Source organism: Pseudoalteromonas sp. P1-25, assembly GCF_001401805.1.
Taxonomy (GTDB): domain Bacteria; phylum Pseudomonadota; class Gammaproteobacteria; order Enterobacterales; family Alteromonadaceae; genus Pseudoalteromonas.
Map to the genome: position 1 here is coordinate 121,836 of NZ_LKDW01000009.1, position 18,367 is coordinate 140,202.

Sequence of the window (18,367 nt, forward strand, 5' to 3'; positions counted from 1 at the left end):
CGATTATGATCAATCCAGCAAAACTTGAAGAAATTGCTAAGCAAATCACCAATAACATGCCGCAAGGTGTAAAAAACCTAGCAGATACACTCGAAGGTAAAACCAAACAAGTTTTACAAAATAAGCTGGCTGAAATGGACTTTGTTAGCCGCGAAGAATTTGATGTGCAAAGCCAAGTACTTATTCGTACTCGTGAAAAACTCACGGAGCTTGAAGCAAAAGTTGTTTTACTAGAGCAACAATTAAATGCTAAAAATAACGCCGAGTAGCACGTATTTACGTATGTATACTCAGCCAAAAAAAAGCAGCCAAGGCTGCTTTTTTGCTTTTAACTTAAACATTTATCCACTATGCATTAAACAATGCATCTAATACATAGTATTGCAGGGGTTGTTGCTGCGCCAAACTCACAGCACACATTTTTTGCGCCACTTGCTTGCCCGTAATAGGTTTATAACGTTTTAAAAAAGGAAGTTGTGTAATAACAGGTAACACAAATGCGCCTATTTGCTCAGCTAAACGAGTATCGCTTCGCTCACCCATTAATAAAGACGGCTGAAATATACTTACTTTTGCAAAGCCCAGCGTTTTTATATGCTGCTCAAGCTCGCCTTTCATTTTTAAGTAAGGGCTGATGCTGTGTGCATTAGCGCCACTTGATGACACCAAGCAATAATGGCTCACTGCATTGTTTGCTGCCATTTGCGCCGCAATAAACTGATAATCAAAATCAACTTTACGCTGCGCCGCGATTGAACCAGCCTGCTTTTTAGTTGTGCCTAAACACGAAAAAAGCACATCCCCTTTAAATAACGCGCAGTAGTTAGTTAAACAATCAAAATCAATAACATGATTAGTGAGCTTAGTATGTTTAATGTCTAGCTTACGGCGTGTAATAGCAACCACTTTACAAAACGCAGGGCTTTGCAGTAAAAGCGTTAATAGCTCACTCCCCACAACCCCTGTTGCCCCTATGATTATCGCCGTTTTAGTCATTACTTAAATTACTCGCAACCGGCTTTAGCGAGTACATGTGCAACGGCTTTTTTATACACCTCGGCTTCTTCATCGGCGCAGGTTACAACCGATGATAAGTCGTGTAAGTGGCCGTTCTCTAATCCATATACCCAACCATGAATCGTGAGCTCTTGCCCTTTATCCCATGCATCTTGCACTATGTTTGTTCTACACACGTTGCGTACTTGTTCAATAACGTTTAACTCAATTAAGCGACTTAAACGCTGTTGCTCACCCATTGCATTAAGCTGCGCTAAGTGTTTTTCTTTTACATCGCCAACATGGCGTAACCAATTATCAATAAAACCAAATTTGGCGTTATTTAATACCGCTTGTACACCGCCACAGCCGTAGTGTCCCACCACCATAATATGCTTTACTTTAAGCACCTCTACCGCGTACTGCATTACCGATAAACAGTTATGGTCAGTATGCACCACTACATTAGCCACATTGCGGTGTACAAATAGTTCACCTGGTAATAAATCAACAATTTGGTTTGCAGGAACACGCGAGTCGGAGCAGCCAATCCACAAATACTCTGGGTTTTGTTGCATTGATAATATTTTAAAAAACTCAGGGTTGGCTTCGGTTGTACGTGCAGCCCAACGTTTGTTGTTTTCGAATAAATTTTTTAGCTTTCTCATTGCATCTCTTATTTAGATTGGGATAGGAATTACACCCCAAAAAAGACAAATAATGAGCGCCTTTTTAGTTGGTGTTTGCAAGAATTAAAATATTGCGAGGAGTTAACTGTTTCTCGCAAAAGGTGCTAACTGAAACGTGATAACCTTGCTGTTGCAAATATAAAGCACGATCGAGCACAAGCCAAACTTCTATTGCTCTTCTAAACACATGTCGAACCAGTTCGATTCGCTCTGTTACTTTTTTACGCGCCTTACCTATTAGTAAAAACTTATCGTAATCAGTATCTTGAGGAATAATTAGAGACTTTTTATCACCCGCCCAAGCACAAAACTGTGCAAATGTGCCAGAAAATACCGCCTTATTAACCGATGGCACGCTTACGTAAAACTGCTCATTAGTAATTGACTTTCGAAGTGCGTCAAACCCTAAGCGCCATTCCACCTCAGTTTTTCGTATTTTAGCCACACGTGAAGGGGCTGTAACTGTCTCTTGCAGCGCCAACTTTAAATCGCGGTGTGTTAAATTCAGCTTACTGGTAAAGGCAAGCTCACTCATTGGATGGTACTTATTATCAGTAAATAAGTGATAACAGCACGGCGAAAAACTAATACGTTTTACCCTAGCGGCACTGGCGTGTTGCATAAATGTTTGGTGCAGTGCGCCACATGCATGCAGTGCCACCGCATGTGTGTCGGTATTAAAAAAGTGGCTTATATCATCTTCAAGTACATTTGCTTGGCTAAATTGCATCGCTAAACCTTGCTTACGTGCACTGTGCTCTCCTTGCTCACATAGGTGTGCTTGTAGCTCAACACTTCGCACACTTTGCGCCCCGTTATAAGCAAGCATACGCCCTAAGTGGCCTTTGCCCGCGCACCACTCTAAAACAGGTTGCGTTGTAAAAGGCAATGCTGAAACAAAGTCTTGTAGTTGCTCAAACTTACGCCCTTTAATACCGTTACTTATCCAAAACGGGTATTCACTGCGTTGCTGCTGGTTTTTTGGTAAATTACACAGCTCAGGTAGCTGCTCTACCCCGGCAATAAATGGGCTAAAAAATTGATAAAGCTGTTGCTGATCGTTATCAAGCCTTGCAACATCTTCATCTGATAAGTTATGTAACGCCGCTTGAAGCTCAGGCCACGGTAATTCATCAAAATCAAATGCCGTACATTGCCAATATTCGCGGGTATTCATTAGCACTGCATCGAGTGCTGCAAACTGCTCAGCTAGGTTCATAACAACTTAAAATAGTAAAAAGACGTTTAATTATACCAGTTGCGCAGAGCTGCATTAAGCGGTTATTTTTTTGCGAGGATTAACCGCAAATAAAGGGGGATCGAAATAATACTTACAATGAAAGCGGCTATTAGCATCCACGACAGTTGTAATTGCTCCGGCTCTTGGTATTTATACACAAACCTCGCTTTGTGCTCGTCAAATTGGGTTTGCTTAATACCATAATAATCTGCAATTAAGCGCCATTTGGCCATCGACATATTCCCTAATTGAGTCGTCGGCGGCAATATGTAGTCTTTCAATACTTCGGCCTCGTAGGCTAGCTGATGAAAACTTTTATTTGGCGCATACACTTGCTGAGTAATAGCTATGGCTTCATCCATATTCATTAAGGCATAACGCCAACCTTTTAAACTCGCTTGATAAAACTTTTCGACCGTTTGCGGATGCTTTTTAAGCATTGATTCGCTGGTAAATAACACATCACCGTATACATCCATACCATAACGCTGTGGGCATATAAGGCGATGCGATACCCCTTGCTGAGTCATTAAATAGGGCTGAGTTGTAATATACACTTGCATTGCATCAAGTTTGTTTTCTTGCCACGCTTGCAGTGCAGGCTCATCGCCTTCAAAAACGTCTAAAGTAGTTGTGTCAATGCCGCTGCGTTTTAGCATGACTAACAACTCGGTACTGTCTTTTTTACTTACTTCGGTAATACGTTTAGCGGTAAAATCGCGAGGGTGAAAAATATCAGAGCTGTCTTTTACCATCCAACAGTACGGGGAAAACTGCAAAATAGCCGCCATTGCAACAAGCGGTTGGCCGTTTACTCTTTGTTGTAAAATCCCCGAATGCGCCACCCCAAACTGAGCTTCTCCGGTTGCTACAGGAGTAAAAGTATCAGGCATTTTAGGATTGGCTTCGCGTATGGTCACATTAAGTCCGGCGTCTCTGTAGTAGCCTTTTTGCTGAGCCATGTAATAGCCAGCAAACTGAAATTGGTGGGTCCATTTAAGTTGTAAAGTGACTGATTCTTGAGCCATTAGCTGGCTGCAAAAAAGCAAGCTTGCAAGTATTAATCCTTTAATAAGCAACTGAGTGTTCCAAATAGTAGTCATTAGGTGTAACTATATTTAAAACACACAATAAAGCAAGCATGCAAAGGCGCATACTTGCTTATGAAGCCTTAAGCTGAGGCTACGTTATCAACGTTTGAGCTGTTTGGCTGAGAGGTTAAAAACTGCGTAAAACACGGGTTATGTGTTTCGTCTTGCACACTGTAACCTAAGCGGTTTAAGTGCTCGTTAAACATCTCAAATTGGCTAGGCTCAATCGCAAAGCCCGCCAGTACATTTCCGATAGACCCCCCATGATTACGGTAATGGAACAAAGTAATATTCCAATTGCTACCTAGGGTATCTAAAAAGCGTGCTAGAGCGCCTGGGTATTCTGGAAATTCAAACCGTAATAACCTTTCGTGCAACTGCTCAGGTGCTTTGCCCCCTACCATATAACGTACATGTAATTTTGCGAGCTCATTATCTGATAAATCGCAAAATGGGTAGTCGTTGTTAGTTAGGTCTTGTTTTAGCTCGCTGAGTTCTTGCTCACCTTGGCGCAGGGCTATACCCACAAATATTTGCGCTTCACCAGGGCCTGCATAACGGTAGTTAAACTCAGTAATAGCACGGCCCCCTAAAGAGGTGCAAAACTGCTTAAAGCTGCCTTTTTCTTCTTTAATGGTTACCGCAAGTAACGCTTCGTTTTTTTCACCAAGCGCGGTGCGCTCTGCAACATAACGTAAGCGGTCAAAGTTTAAGTTAGCTCCCGAAAGCACCGCTGCTAAATGCAGCCCTTTTAGACCAGATTGTTGGCTCCATTTTTTAAGCCCTGCGGTGGCAAGCGCACCTGAGGGCTCCGAAATTGCGCGAGTAGAGACAAAAATATCTTGCATGGCGGCACAAATTTCATCGCCACTGACAGTTACAACTTCATCGCAAAATTTTTGCGCTAGGCGAAATGTTTCACTGCCAATAATTTTAACCGCTACGCCATCGGCAAAACTGCCAACACGGTCAAGCTCTACTGGCTCGCCCGCTTTAAGCGCAGCTTGTAAACACGCGCTTTCGTCGGCTTCTACGCCAATCACTTTTATATCGGGACGTAATGATTTGATATAAACCGCCATGCCAGCAAGTAAACCACCACCGCCAACAGGGATAAATACCGCATCAAGCTCATTGAGTTGCTGCATAAGCTCGCGAGCCACTGTGCCTTGCCCCACAATTACGTCAGGGTCATCAAAAGGCGGTACAAATACACCATTACGTTGCTCTGTTAATTCAAGAGCGTGTGCTTTTGCTGCATCAAAATGATGGCCATGTAAAACCACTTCACCGCCCAGTGCACGTACCGCACTAACTTTTATTTCAGGCGTAGTAACAGGCATAACAATAGTGGCTTTATGGCCAAGATGTGAAGCACTAAGCGCCACACCTTGCGCATGGTTACCCGCAGATGCCGTAATAACCACGGACCCTTTAGGTAACTTGTTTAATTTATTATAAGCACCGCGTAACTTAAACGAATACACAGGCTGTTGATCTTCACGCTTTAACCAAACATGGTTGCCTAATTTATCACTGAGGTCGCGCATTTCGCTCACCTCAGTTACTTTAGCGAGCGGTTCCATATTGGCTTGAATAATAGCGCGAAAATAATCGAGCTCTTGAGAAACCATAATTAGCTAAGCTCCTCCAGTTTGGCTAAATCACGTACTGCGCCTTTATCTGCACTGGTTGCAAGTAATGCATACGCTTTTAATGCCGATGATACATAGCGGTCACGATCAAGCGGCTTATACGCTTGTTTGCCACGTGCTAATTGCTTTTGTTTTCGCGCTTCCAGCTCTTCATCACTTAATGCAAGGGTAATCTCACGTGAAGCAATATCAATGATAATTTTGTCGCCATTTTCAACATATGCAATAGCGCCGCCACTTGCCGCCTCTGGCGATACGTGCCCGATTGATAAACCAGAGGTGCCGCCCGAGAAACGGCCATCGGTGATCAAGGCACATTTTTCAGCAAGGCCTTTTGATTTTAAGTAGCTAGTTGGGTAAAGCATTTCTTGCATGCCAGGGCCCCCTTTAGGACCTTCGTAACGAATAACCACGACATCACCGGCTTTAACTTCATCGTTTAAAATGCCTTCTACTGATTCATCTTGTGACTCATAAACCACAGCGGTGCCTTCAAAATGAAGCATTTCGTCAACAACACCTGCACTTTTAACAATACAACCATCAACTGCTAAATTTCCTGAAAGTACAGCTAAGCCGCCATCTTGCCTAAAGGCGTGTTCAACACTGCGAATACAGCCATTCTCACGATCATTATCACCTTCATCCCAACGACACTCTTGGCTCATCGCTTTGGTCGTGCGAATACCAGCAGGACCTGCACGATAAAACTTTTGTGCAGCTTCGTTATTTGGATCCGTAGCATCCCATTTTTTAACAAGCTCACCCATTGTCATACCTGCAACATGGTTTACTGATAAATCAACTAAACCAGCTTTGCCAAGCTCACGTACTATTGCCATCATGCCACCAGCGCGGTGCACATCTTCAATATGGTATTGCGCTGTAGCAGGCGCCACTTTACATAAAAACGGCGTTTTGCGAGATAGCTCGTCAATGTGCGACATATCAAAATCTACACCGGCTTCTTGTGCCGCTGCTAATAAGTGCAATACGGTATTAGATGAACCACCCATGGCAATATCAACCACCATAGAGTTCATAAAGGCTGTTTTGTTTGCAATTGCGCGTGGTAGTACGTCGTGATTGTCTTTTTGATAGTACTCGCGGCATAAATCAACAATACGGGCGCCCGCTTCTACATAAAGCTGCTTACGATCTTTGTGGGTTGCAAGCGTTGTACCGTTACCCGGTAGCGCAAGACCAATAGCTTCTAATAAACAGTTCATTGAGTTTGCAGTAAACATACCCGAACATGAGCCGCAGGTAGGACACGCAGAGCGCTCTACTTGCTCTGAATCGGCATCACTGACTGTTTCATCAGCGCCTTTTACCATGGCATCAACTAAATCGAGTTTAATATCGATGTTAGCAAGCTTTGTTTTACCTGCTTCCATTGGGCCGCCCGATACAAAAATAACCGGTATATTTAAGCGTAGCGCTGCAAGCATCATCCCTGGGGTGATTTTGTCACAGTTAGAAATACAGATCATTGCATCGGCGCAGTGGCCGTTAACCATGTACTCAACCGAGTCGGCAATTAAATCGCGTGAAGGCAGAGAGTAAAGCATGCCACCATGGCCCATTGCGATACCATCATCAATGGCGATGGTGTTAAATTCTTTTGGTACACCGCCCGCTTGGGTGATGGTTTCAGCCATTAGCTCACTAAGCTGATTAAGGTGTACGTGCCCGGGCACAAATTGCGTAAACGAGTTAACTACAGCAATAATAGGTTTACCAAAGTCGGTGTCGGTCATGCCTGTTGCGCGCCATAATGCACGTGCGCCTGCGCGTTTACGTCCTTCAGTTGTTGTTGCACTTCTTAATTTAGCCATAGTTACCTCTGTTTTGCCGCTGTGTAAGCGGGCATTCCTCATTCTAAAAATTGTTGAGTTACTGAAGGTTATACTCAGTAACGCGTAAATGTGTTTCGTTGGCAGTTACACTGCTTGTTGCTGTAAATTTTCTAAGCTGATTTCTTTCACGTCTACCAACTTGTTTAGCTGGTTGGTTAATAGATGAATCGGCTTATCGCTATCGACCGTCATTGCTATCGTATAATGAGCTTCATCTGTATTAAGCTGAAAATGCGTAAGGTCAAAACCACGGTGACGCACAACACGTAAAAAGCGCTCCACCGCAATACTTTGATTTTTAAGTGCAATCGTTAAGCTGTGTTTCATTGTGCTTTCTCCGTAATCATTTCGTCATTTGCAGCCCCAGGTGGTACAAGCGGCCATACGTTTTCTTTATCGTCTATACAGGCATGTAAAATATACGGGCCCTTGCTATTAACTAATGCTGTTATTGCATCGTCAACTTCGTTGGCTTTGGTGATCGTTTGCCCAGGAATACCAAATACTGCGGCTAATTGAACAAAATCAGGGTTATCTGACAGGTTTGTTTCCGAGTAACGACCTTCAAAAAACAGCTCCTGCCATTGACGAACCATACCTAAGCGTTGGTTATCTAATATGAGTATTTTTACCGGTAAATTATTACGGCGAATAGTGGCAAGCTCTTGAATATTCATCATGATTGAGCCATCCCCCGACACCGTTATTACAAAATCATCTGGGCGTGCTACTTGCGCGCCAATAGCCGCTGGTAAGCCAAAGCCCATAGTACCTGCGCCACCACTACTTAAATGATTGCTTGGGTGGTTAAATTTCATGTGTTGCGCTACCCACATTTGGTGCTGGCCCACGTCGCAGCACACTACGCCAGTTTTTGGCATATGCTGGCTTAATTGGTTCAATAAATACGGGGCAAATACTTTTTCGCCTGGGTAGTCGTAACGCCATGCATGCTTTTCGCTCATGAGTTTATTTGTATCGCACCATGCTTTAGGTGTTACAACACACTCAAGTGCGGGTAATGAGGTTTTTAAATCAGCAATTAAAGACGCTTTAGCGGGTTTGCGTTTACCTACTTCGGCCGCATCAATGTCTAAGTGGATTACTTTTGCTTTGGCAGCAAATTTAGCTAAGTTACCGGTTACGCGGTCATCAAAGCGCGCGCCTATACATACAAGCACATCACACTCTTGTACTGCTATATTAGCTGCTTGTGTGCCGTGCATGCCCAGCATTCCTAAGTAATGTTCGTAATCAGGTAATACACTGCCTAACGCTTTTAATGTTGATACCGCTGGCATTTGTGTTTTATTTAAAAACTGCATTAACTCATTTTGCGCATCAGCGGCTTGCACGCCACCACCTACATACGCGACAGGCTGCTTTGCCTCACTTAATAGCTGATTTGCAATGGCCACTTGGTTTAGATCTAGCTGGGGTAAATATTCATCAGCGGCTAACCACGGTTTAAAAGGCACTTGCGCCATTTGAATATCTTTTGGAATATCTACAAGCACTGGGCCTGGTCGACCACTTTGCGCTAAGTGCATCGCTTCTTGCAGTACTTCGGCTAAGTCTTCTGGGCGCTCTACCATATAGCTGTGTTTTGTACACGATAGTGACATACCTAGTACATCGACTTCTTGAAATGCATCTGAGCCAATAGCGGCAGTGGGAACTTGGCCGGTAATTGCTAACAATGGTACTGAGTCCATCATCGCATCGGCAAGTGCGGTTATTAAGTTAGTAGCACCTGGGCCTGAGGTAGCAAAACAAACACCTAATTTGCCTGTGCTGCGGGCATAACCCACTGCGGCAAAGCCAGCACCTTGCTCGTGACGAGTAAGGTAATGCTTTACAGGCGCGCCATACAGCGCATCATAAATGGGCATAATAGCTCCGCCAGGGTAGCCAAATACCTCATTTACGCCGTGCTTGGCTAATAAATCGATTGTTAGTTCTGCGCCTGTCATTAATTAATCCTCATTCCTCAGTGACAACCCAATTACCTGCTTACTTAAAACTTATAGCTAAAATCTTTAAAACTTTGTGCTTAAAACTAAAAAGCCCTCCGAACGGTTAGGTGCGGAGGGCTTTTTAATGCTTAAGTTTATAGCACTACGAAGCCCTCGCGGGAATAATCACCACGATAATAATCAGGACTAGGTTAAGTGCATTTGTAAGCATGTAATTAATACCAAAATGTGTTCATTTGTTACGAAGTAATACTCTTCGCTCTGTATTTGTATTTGTACCGCGCTGAGGCGAGTAAGTCAACACCAAACTTAATTCAACAAAAGTGCGAAAATTGACTTTAAAAGGATTTAAAATTCAGAATAAAAGGAACAATTGAAAAATTTATACCTTAATTTGCATCAAGTAAATTCACTAACCACATAATAGCCATATAGGGCTTGATTAATTTTTGATACATTGCAGTACAGCACGGTAAATAACTTAAAACTTCACTAATCAGGCAGGGTTAATTCACTAGCGCTATTACATTCTGCTCAATCACATTCAGTCCACTTAAATATGGCTCTTAGTGCAACTAAACTCAAAAGCGCATTTAAAAGTGTTTAATATAACCAAATAGGTTTATTAAAGCGCTTTAATTTAAGCTAGTATTTATGCAATTCAATTAAATTTAAGGACAAACCATGCAAGCCCTCACTCGAATTAGTCAGTTTTTTATACTGGCACTTTTTATAGCAACTAGTTTTAATAGTGTCGCAGCGCCGGCACTGTTCAAAGTAGAAAAAAACGGTACTAGCTCTTACTTGTTTGGCACGGTTCATGTGGGTGACGCAAGCATGAAAGGTTTACCAGAAAAAATAACGAAAGCTATAGATCAAAGCGAGCAAGTTATTGTTGAAGTAGATATTAGTAAACTCACACCACTGCAAATGCAGCAGCGTTCAATGCCCTTTATGATGCTTAAAGATGGCAAAACATTACAAACAGAACTATCAAAACAAAACTACAATAAGCTTAAAGAGTACTTTGCTAAAAAATCGATTGATATAGCTATGTTTAATGGCCTAAAGCCTTGGGCTGTAATGGTAACCATGATGCAAATTGAATTTCAAAATGCAGGGTTTTCCGACCAAACAGGCATAGACAAGCAAGTACTTGCTTACGCTAAAAAGCAAAATATCACGATTGGAGAGTTAGAAACGCTAGAGCAGCAACTGCAAATGTTTGATGGTATGGCGCTATTAAGCAACGAAATGATTGAAGAAACCTTTGAGCAGCTTGCCGATATTAACACCTACTTTATCAAGCTCGTAAACGCGTGGAAAAATGGTGATATGGAAACCCTTACCGAGTACTACAACATGAGTTTTGACGATAGTAATTATGGTGAAATAAGCGAGCAAGTAATGCTAGTAAACCGTAATGATAAATGGGTGGAGCAATTAGTGCCTCGCTTGGCTAACGAAAAACTCTTTATTGCGGTAGGTGCACTTCACTTGCCAGAGCAACACGGTTTAATAAAACAGTTAACTGATGCAGGCTTTACTATTACTCGCCTATAAAGTGATGCTAAAGGTTGGGCATAATAAGCCCAGCCTTTAATTAAAATCTTCCATTTTTAAGTAATTCTCTATTCCTTTAATTTTGTCTGCCGCATGGTGATTCACGTAAATCACAGTACTTGTTTTGGCGGCACACACTTTCTCGATTAATACTAACACCCGCTGCCTATTTGCTTCATCAAGCCCTAGGCAAGGCTCATCTAAAATAAGTAACGTGGGGTGTTTTATCATGGCGCGCACAATTAATAGCATGCGCTGATCGCCATACGAAAGTTGCGTAAATGGGCTATTTTGTTTATCGCTTAATCCAATCAGCGCTAACCATTGCTTAGCTGTATTTACCTGTGACTCTGTTGGCTTTTGATATAAGCCAATGCTGTCAAAAAATCCAGAAATAACCGTATTAAGCGCTGAAATACTTACTCGATAATCCATATGCAGCGCATTTGATATAAAGCCAATATGCTGTTTTATATCCCAAATACTTTCACCCGTACCACGTTTAAATCCAAATACTTCAATATCGTTGCTATAGCATTGAGGGTTATCGCCGGTTATTAAATTTAATAAGCAGGTTTTACCTGAGCCATTTTTACCACTTAATTGCCAGTGTTGATGTTTATTAATTTGCCAAGTGAGGTTTTTAAATATATTAACCCCAGCGTAGCTAACCTTAGCATTAGTAAGCTTAACCAATGTATCGGCGGTATACTCTGCTCGAGCTTGGGAGTCATCTGGTTGAGGTATTTCTAAAGTGGTATGAGTTAAATGCAGTAGCTTGAGCAAATCAGCACGCTGCTCTGCAGTTGGCTTATTGAGTACTTGCTGCAACTGCCCCTGATTTACATATGCGTAGTGAGTAATAAAGGGCGGAATTTCATCAAGCCTATTTAACACAAATACAAAGTTAATTGTTGAGCTAAGTGTTTCTAATAAAGTGTTTAGCACCTCACACGAATGTTTATCTAAGCCGTCATATGGCTCATCTAGCACCACTAAATCAGCATCACTACTCAACGCATTTATAAGAAGGAGTTTACGGGTTTCGCCGGTAGAGAGATCTCTAAAATTCCTCTTTAAAAGGGCGCTGTAATTAAAAGCATCTATTAGCTTTATGCGTAGCTCACGGTTGTAACTAGCATTTTGAGGAAAAATAAAATCTTTTACTAAGCTGTGGTGTTCATGTTCAATTTCATGCTTGATTAACTGCTTTTGCACATCAGATGACACAAGCTGCGTGTTATTAAATGTACTTTTAAAAGTACCACTTTGCTGCTTAGCCCCTCCCGTTAATGCGGCGCTCAATGCCGATTTACCTGCGCCATTAGCCCCTAATAATAGCCAGTGCTCGCCGGCATTCACTTGCCAACTTAAGTCATTAATTGTGTAGCGGCTTTTACCTTGCCCCTGTAAATAACCATTAAATTGTTCAAATACAATACTTTGCACAATACTGCCTTCACCATAAGCTAAATAAACAACTTAACGTATAGTAAATTACTTTAGCAAGCGTATTTAATTGCGTATTAATTTATTTCATTAGCTATGCAAACATTTACCAATGCATCAGCCACTGCCTGCTTACTTATGGGTTTATGAATATGCTCACTCGCGCCATATTCATAAATTAAGTCCATGTCTTCGGCTGAGGTATTTGCAGTAACCACTATGATGGGCATGGTTTTATTTAGCTCTTTGCGTATTTTTTTAGTTGCTTCAAAGCCATCCATTATCGGCATGTTTAAGTCCATAAAAACCACATCATAGTCAGTTTTAGATACCTTTTCACAGGCTTCTAGGCCATTTACAACGCATTCATAGTCCACGCCTAACGTTTTCAAAATACGTGTGAGTAACAAGGTATTTAATTCGTTGTCCTCAACTACAAGGCAAAAAAGCTTTTTTTCGACCCCTTTTTCTGTTTGTTTATTGGTAATTTCAATTGGTAAATTGAGCGTAACGTGTGCACCGTGCATTGCATTGTTTTTAAATGCGAGCGTGCCATGAAGGGCTTTAACAACATACTGCGCCCGTGTTAATCCCGTTCTTAATCCTTGAAAGTGGTTAGTTTGCTTAAATGAATCAAACTCCAGTTCGGTTATTTCATTAGCAAAACCACACCCACTATCGCTGACTGTAAAATGTAGCTGCGAGCTTTGCATGTGTGCTGTAACTTCAACTTTCCCCTTCTGCGTAAACTTAATAGCGTTGCTAATTAGCTCGGTTAATACATGCTGTAAGCGCTGATGATCTAACTTGCAAAAACAATTAAGGGAATCATCAAAATGAGTAATTAACTTAAGCCCTTTTTGCTGCGCTGCGTATTCATACGCTAACACCACTTTGTTTATTGACTCTAGAAGGTTTTCGTTTTTAAGAATTGGCGCCCACTTACCCGTGCTGAGTGCTTGTAAATCTTGTAGCTCATCTAACATAGATAAAAGTCTGAGAGCGCAATAGCTAGCTTGCGTTTTAATATTTTGTTGGTCGGCATTGATGGTGAGCTCATCTATCGATGTAATTAAGCCTTGCAACGGGGTTCTAAACTCGTGACTTGCTCTAGCAATAAAGTGCTCTTTGTTTTGGCTCATTTGCGCTACAAAGTCTTTTTGTTTTTGAAGAGCGACCAAAGTGCGCTCTACCTCTTTTTCCATAGGCATAAACACAAACCTTAGCTCAATAAGCAGTAACACCATGGCCAGTAGCCAACATAACAGCTCTAAATTAGACACGCGGTTAACTTTTTTTAATGCATGCTGTTCAAATAAAGTCACTGCGCGGTCAAGTTTGACAAGTAGGTTTTCTACATGTGCTACGCTGAGCACCTGTGTGTCTATTTCTCCTTTTTGGTATAGCAACCAACTAGCCTGGGTAATAAACTCATTCACTTCGTTATCGAGATTAGCTGGTTCAGAGAAATATAACTTTACTAATTCTGGCGTTAGGTAGCGATAACTGTCGCCTTGCTTTGTAAGCAATACCGCATGAGCTGTTTTGAATTGGGAGAGAGATTGCTCGAGTGAAAAGGTGTGGGTAGCCACATCGATTCGAGACGAAAGTAGTGCATTACTATGCCAAGCAATTTTTTGCGAGAGCATACGCTGCTTACCTGCCATATTAATTATTTTAGCGTCGTACTTTTGTACAGAAAAACCATACTGCAGCAATAAGGCTGAGCCACTTATTAATAATGCTATAGCGATTAACGCCCATCGGTAGCGCTGTCTCAGATTGGCAATTATTTTAAACATACAAGGCCGCTTTTTATTTTAAGTGTAGCCTATATATACAAAACTCAACATCAGCTTTAGTAATTATATAAATAAAAAGCCCAGTAAATTACTGGGCTAAATGTATTACATTAGGCGCAAATCTCTCATTAGAGAGCGCTACGATTATCGGTTTTCTAAGCGGTTATAATCGAACATACCAAACTCTACACCGCGATAATCTTTAGCTACCTTATGCAGTATGTCGCTGTATTTCCAAAATTCGGGGTGTGAACGGCGAATACCAAATTTTACTTTTAAAGCGGCATAATCAGCTTCAATTTGCATCATAGGTAATAGCTGTGCAAATTCACCCACTTCATTTTGATCATTTAAATACCAAATAGCCGCAGGGTAATCGCCAATAAAGCCTGGCACTAGGGTGGCGGTATCTTCATCATAAGCGCGCTGACCATCTTCATTTAATAAGCTGGAAATATTGTAATGCGCGTTGTGGTGAATAAGCGTGTAAGCTTTATGTGAAGCATCGTCTTGCTTAACCAAAATATACGATAACTGCGGTAATAAATTTATCGCTTTAGCGGGCATATTGTTTAGTGCATTTAATGGCGTGGGTACTTTTGTGTAATCGTAGTGCTCACTCAGTACTGGCGCTAAAGTTTGCTTAACTAAACCATACAGCTCATGCTGTGGATCATCCGTTTTATATTCAATACCGCTAGGTTGGCTAAACTCTCGGTTGTTTTTAAAAAACTTAGATAAGCTTGGTGGCGACTTTCTATACCAACTCTTTTTAATTTGATGGCGCTTAGCTTCAGGTAATAACGCTAAAAAGTTTTGCTCGCCTTCTAAACGTAAAAAGTCCATGTACAAACGGGTCACTAATTGGTGACCGATATTTCCATAGACATCAAAGCCAGCAACAAGTAGGTAATGAATACGCTCAAACAACGCATAGTCTAAAACCCACATAGTTTTAGGCTCTTGCCCAATAAACCCTTTTACTACAGTAGCACTATCAAAATGGCGAAATATGGTAAGCGCAGCATTTTTGTTATGGCCTTCACCTTTCCATAATAGGTCGGTGGTTAAATGCTCTCCATTTTTAAACATTTCGTTAGCAAGCTTAACTTTAGCCTGTAAGTACTTTTTCTCGCGCACTGAATATTTAACCCAGTTGGAGATAGGCAATGCATTGCTTTCCTCTGCTGCAGGCAGCTCAAGTGCCTCTTCATGTTGTAATAACATATCTTCAACAGCGGGCGTCGCGACTTTTTTCGGGTCTGCAAAAGCCACCCAAAAGTGATCGTTAATCACATTAAGTGCTATTTGCCCCCGACACACAGGCCCCTTAATAAAGCCCATTATGATTAGCTCAGCTTCATCAAGCATAAACTGATACTTAGCATCAATAGGGATCACTTCAAACGTTTTAAAAGGGTTAGATGCTGATTTAGGCTCGTAACTAGGCATTTTAGTTACCGTATACTCAGGGGCAATAAATTGCTCATAAATACGTGCAAGCTTGGCGTCATCAAGCCTTAATGGCAAATGTGTTTTTGATAAAACGGTTGAGCGATCTTGTAATAAGCGATAGTAAACACGACTCACTTTTGGATCATCATATGGTCGGCGCGTATTAATTAGCTTAATTTCTTCGCCTGGCGGCGTACTTGAGCGAACGAGTTTAAAAAAGTTCTGAGGGTTATCAGAATCAAAGTAAATATGGGCTAAAAACCAGTGCTCGTAAATATAACGTGCAGCTAATTGGTATTTTAAGCTGTCTTGATTTAAAAAAGCTTCCCAGTTTTTAACGTTTGTTAGCTCGGTTTCGGTGGGCGGTTTAATATGCGCCATTTTTCCACCCTCTTTGAGCCACTTTTGTAAATGATAAAACTCTTTACTAGACACCCCTGGTAAACCGTAAGGCATGCCGCCGTGAGGCTGCTCAGCTGCTAAACGATCAAATTCGCCAATAGTCGCGCAGGTTTGTGAACGGCTAAGTGAAAAGTCAAATTCATCATCGAGAATTTCATTTTCAGGTAAAGGGGCGCTTTGTTTTAAAACCAGTGAATTAAATAAAACACCGCCGGCTAAATTAGCTTCTGGGCTTTGGTTACGCTCATTTAATACGGGTGTAAAGCCTTTATCGCGCCATTGCTGAGTTGTGGTTGCATCAAATAATAACCGGCTTGGCGTACTTGCTAACAACCGTGTACCATCATAAACCAGCTCTTTGCTCAGCCCCCTATCTATCCCTTCAGGCGAAGAAAGTTTTAACTGGCAAGGCGCATCATAACAGCCATGACACACCACACAACGTGTATCAAGTACTGGCTTTACGTTTTGCAAAAACTCAGCACCAGCACCGGTATCGTGTGGCACAATTCGCTGCTGTGTTTGTTCATTACCAAATAAATCATTGTAATGGGCATTACCTAAATAAGCACACCCACTGAGAATAATAAGGACGAGTGTGCTGATCAGAATTTTTTTCATTCTTCGTCCTCATCACCGAGGTCGAAGGTTGGCATCATGTCCATTTGCGGAGAGACAAAGGTCTGGTTGTCCTGGGTATTTAACACCACACTTAGCAGTGGGCCGTGGGTCAGCGTTATTTGTGCATCGTGCTCGTGATTTAATACTCCATTAAATTCACTACTATGCAGCTCAAGTGCATACTCTTTTAAACTAATAGCAATACTGCTATCGGGTGCTGGGTTTTGGCATATCTGCGTCAGTAGCTCATCATTAAGAGCGAAGGAAATGTCTAAATCAGGCTTTTCTACATCTCGCTCACTAAGCGACTCATTTAAAATAAATAACGGTAAGGTTAATTTACTGTCTTGTTCAAATTCCATTATGCTCTCTTGCTAACTGACGGTGTAATTACCCGTCATTATAGCAAAAAAGAACATAATTACTGCGCCTAAATCACCACACTAAAGTTTAAAATTTAGCCGCAAACGTTGCTGATAGTTAAGTTTTAATATCATCCATTACCGATTCAATGATAGAAAAAACAGCGCCTTGAGGGTCGCAAATAACACTAAAACGCCCTACATCAGGAATATCTGTAGCAGGTACGCACACCTGCCCTCCAAGGCTCGCCACTTTTTTTACATAGCTATCGCAGTTATCTACAGCAAAGTAAATCATCCAGTGAGGAGGGACGTCTTGAGGCCATTCATCAGTCATTTGTAGCATGCCTGCTACAGGCTTGCCCGCAACTAAAAACAAGGTGTAATCCATCCCCTCCATTGGCTTTATTTCGCTTTGCCAACCCAGTAGTTCACAATAAAAATGACGACTCGTTTCACTATCGCGCGTTGCCATTTCATGCCAATAAGGCGTGTTGAGCTCGCAAGGACGCTTACACCCTATATGCTCTTTACCTTGCCATAACGCCACCGTGGCACCCGCAGGATCCTTTAGCATTAACATACGTCCCGCATCCATCACATTATGCGGGCCTGCTATAATTTTAGCGCCGAGCTCTTGCGCCTTCATTGCACATGCATCAACATCATCCACTGCAATATAGGTCAACCAGTAGCTAGGTATGGAATCAGCCACTTGCTCTTTAGGCATTTGATACATGGCTGCAATATCGTCACCTTGCTTTTGTAGCATAGTGTAATACTCATCATCGCCAATGGGTTGATCGTCACTTCCCCACTCAAACAACGCAGTATAAAAAGCCTTCCCTTCTTGCCAGTTGTGAGTACACAGTTCAGCCCAGCAAAATACACCTTGTGGATAGTTATTTTTATTATTCATTGTCCATTTCCTGTTGTAAATTTAAGCCATTTTTAGCTTAGGCTAATACTCTGTAAGTGTCGATAGTTATTCACTGAATAAGCCCCCTTACACACCAGTGACCACTTCCACTTGGGATTTGTAAAGCCGACCCAAACAACATTATTTACATTAACGCCAAGCAGCTAAAAGCTGATAGCTAAAAACTAATCACTTTTATTCAGGCATTAAAAAACCCGAGACTAAGCTCGGGTTTTTTTAGTATTAATCAGCTAGGCTAATTATTACTCTACGATAGTTGCTACAAAG

At 41.8% G+C, this 18,367-nt stretch carries 15 protein-coding genes; 2 read left to right on the forward strand and 13 right to left on the reverse strand.

The features are described 5' to 3' along the window. Positions 1–5 precede the first annotated feature (5 nt). Positions 6–269, forward strand: a complete 264-nt coding sequence (gene ubiK / locus AN393_RS08145) for a ubiquinone biosynthesis accessory factor UbiK (protein WP_004589302.1) — start codon at positions 6–8, stop codon at positions 267–269. Positions 270–348: 79 nt separating this feature from the next. Here the strand turns inward: ubiK and AN393_RS08150 are convergent, their stop codons facing one another. The 8 genes from AN393_RS08150 to ilvG form a co-directional block, all read right to left on the reverse strand. After that, the gene (locus tag AN393_RS08150) at positions 349–996 is read right to left on the reverse strand and encodes an NAD(P)H-binding protein (RefSeq protein WP_055014554.1); all 648 of its coding nucleotides are present in this window, start codon (positions 994–996) and stop codon (positions 349–351) included. Positions 997–1,004: 8 nt separating this feature from the next. Continuing rightward, positions 1,005–1,664, reverse strand: coding sequence for a carbonate dehydratase (gene can / locus AN393_RS08155; RefSeq protein WP_055014553.1), 660 nt, complete (start codon positions 1,662–1,664; stop codon positions 1,005–1,007). Positions 1,665–1,728: 64 nt separating this feature from the next. Continuing rightward, positions 1,729–2,904: a methyltransferase gene (locus AN393_RS08160; protein WP_055017793.1), complete on the reverse strand. Its 1,176-nt coding sequence runs from the start codon at positions 2,902–2,904 to the stop codon at positions 1,729–1,731. A gap of 62 nt (positions 2,905–2,966) precedes the next feature. Continuing rightward, entirely contained in the window at positions 2,967–3,953 is a 987-nt protein-coding gene (locus tag AN393_RS08165) for an ABC transporter substrate-binding protein (protein WP_055014645.1), read from the reverse strand. A gap of 143 nt (positions 3,954–4,096) precedes the next feature. Next, positions 4,097–5,650 carry a threonine ammonia-lyase, biosynthetic gene (ilvA, locus tag AN393_RS08170; RefSeq protein WP_055014551.1) on the reverse strand — a complete coding sequence of 518 codons (1,554 nt, stop codon included), beginning with the start codon at positions 5,648–5,650 and terminating at the stop codon, positions 4,097–4,099. Positions 5,651–5,652: 2 nt separating this feature from the next. Then, complete coding sequence (gene ilvD, locus AN393_RS08175; RefSeq protein ID WP_055014550.1) at positions 5,653–7,509, reverse strand: dihydroxy-acid dehydratase; 1,857 nt, start codon at positions 7,507–7,509, stop codon at positions 5,653–5,655. A gap of 105 nt (positions 7,510–7,614) precedes the next feature. Continuing rightward, positions 7,615–7,857, reverse strand: coding sequence for an acetolactate synthase 2 small subunit (gene ilvM / locus AN393_RS08180; RefSeq protein WP_055014549.1), 243 nt, complete (start codon positions 7,855–7,857; stop codon positions 7,615–7,617). Then, positions 7,854–9,503, reverse strand: coding sequence for an acetolactate synthase 2 catalytic subunit (gene ilvG / locus AN393_RS08185; RefSeq protein WP_055017794.1), 1,650 nt, complete (start codon positions 9,501–9,503; stop codon positions 7,854–7,856). The genes ilvM and ilvG overlap by 4 nt, the downstream gene beginning before the upstream one ends. Before the next feature lie 687 nt (positions 9,504–10,190). Here ilvG and AN393_RS08190 point away from each other — a divergent pair. Then, a complete protein-coding gene (locus tag AN393_RS08190; RefSeq protein WP_055017795.1) occupies positions 10,191–11,069 on the forward strand; it encodes a TraB/GumN family protein in 879 nt (292 codons plus the stop codon). 36 nt (positions 11,070–11,105) lie between these two features. Here the strand turns inward: AN393_RS08190 and AN393_RS08195 are convergent, their stop codons facing one another. From AN393_RS08195 to AN393_RS08215, 5 genes are all read right to left on the reverse strand, one after another. Further along, positions 11,106–12,518 carry an ATP-binding cassette domain-containing protein gene (locus tag AN393_RS08195; protein ID WP_055017796.1) on the reverse strand — a complete coding sequence of 471 codons (1,413 nt, stop codon included), beginning with the start codon at positions 12,516–12,518 and terminating at the stop codon, positions 11,106–11,108. A gap of 77 nt (positions 12,519–12,595) precedes the next feature. Next, entirely contained in the window at positions 12,596–14,320 is a 1,725-nt protein-coding gene (locus AN393_RS08200; RefSeq protein ID WP_055017797.1) for a response regulator, read from the reverse strand. Positions 14,321–14,464: 144 nt separating this feature from the next. Beyond that, on the reverse strand, positions 14,465–16,798 hold the full coding sequence (locus tag AN393_RS08205; protein WP_055014539.1) for a fatty acid cis/trans isomerase: 2,334 nt from the start codon (positions 16,796–16,798) through the stop codon (positions 14,465–14,467). Beyond that, positions 16,795–17,160 (reverse strand): hypothetical protein, encoded by a 366-nt coding sequence (locus AN393_RS08210; RefSeq protein ID WP_055014538.1) that lies wholly within the window; start codon positions 17,158–17,160, stop codon positions 16,795–16,797. Before AN393_RS08210 ends, AN393_RS08205 begins: the two co-directional genes overlap by 4 nt. A gap of 118 nt (positions 17,161–17,278) precedes the next feature. Continuing rightward, positions 17,279–18,079: a VOC family protein gene (locus tag AN393_RS08215; protein WP_055017798.1), complete on the reverse strand. Its 801-nt coding sequence runs from the start codon at positions 18,077–18,079 to the stop codon at positions 17,279–17,281. Positions 18,080–18,367: the final 288 nt, after the last annotated feature.

Bases quoted from the DNA above. Each gene is read 5' to 3' on its own strand.
- ubiK (WP_004589302.1), top strand. From the start codon at position 6: ATGATCAATCCAGCAAAACTTGAAGAAATTGCTAAGCAAATCACCAAT.
- AN393_RS08150 (WP_055014554.1), bottom strand. From the start codon at position 996: ATGACTAAAACGGCGATAATCATAGGGGCAACAGGGGTTGTGGGGAGT.
- can (WP_055014553.1), bottom strand. From the start codon at position 1,664: ATGAGAAAGCTAAAAAATTTATTCGAAAACAACAAACGTTGGGCTGCA.
- AN393_RS08160 (WP_055017793.1), bottom strand. From the start codon at position 2,904: ATGAACCTAGCTGAGCAGTTTGCAGCACTCGATGCAGTGCTAATGAAT.
- AN393_RS08165 (WP_055014645.1), bottom strand. From the start codon at position 3,953: ATGGCTCAAGAATCAGTCACTTTACAACTTAAATGGACCCACCAATTT.
- ilvA (WP_055014551.1), bottom strand. From the start codon at position 5,650: ATGGTTTCTCAAGAGCTCGATTATTTTCGCGCTATTATTCAAGCCAAT.
- ilvD (WP_055014550.1), bottom strand. From the start codon at position 7,509: ATGGCTAAATTAAGAAGTGCAACAACAACTGAAGGACGTAAACGCGCA.
- ilvM (WP_055014549.1), bottom strand. From the start codon at position 7,857: ATGAAACACAGCTTAACGATTGCACTTAAAAATCAAAGTATTGCGGTG.
- ilvG (WP_055017794.1), bottom strand. From the start codon at position 9,503: ATGACAGGCGCAGAACTAACAATCGATTTATTAGCCAAGCACGGCGTA.
- AN393_RS08190 (WP_055017795.1), top strand. From the start codon at position 10,191: ATGCAAGCCCTCACTCGAATTAGTCAGTTTTTTATACTGGCACTTTTT.
- AN393_RS08200 (WP_055017797.1), bottom strand. From the start codon at position 14,320: ATGTTTAAAATAATTGCCAATCTGAGACAGCGCTACCGATGGGCGTTA.
- AN393_RS08205 (WP_055014539.1), bottom strand. From the start codon at position 16,798: ATGAAAAAAATTCTGATCAGCACACTCGTCCTTATTATTCTCAGTGGG.
- AN393_RS08210 (WP_055014538.1), bottom strand. From the start codon at position 17,160: ATGGAATTTGAACAAGACAGTAAATTAACCTTACCGTTATTTATTTTA.
- AN393_RS08215 (WP_055017798.1), bottom strand. From the start codon at position 18,079: ATGAATAATAAAAATAACTATCCACAAGGTGTATTTTGCTGGGCTGAA.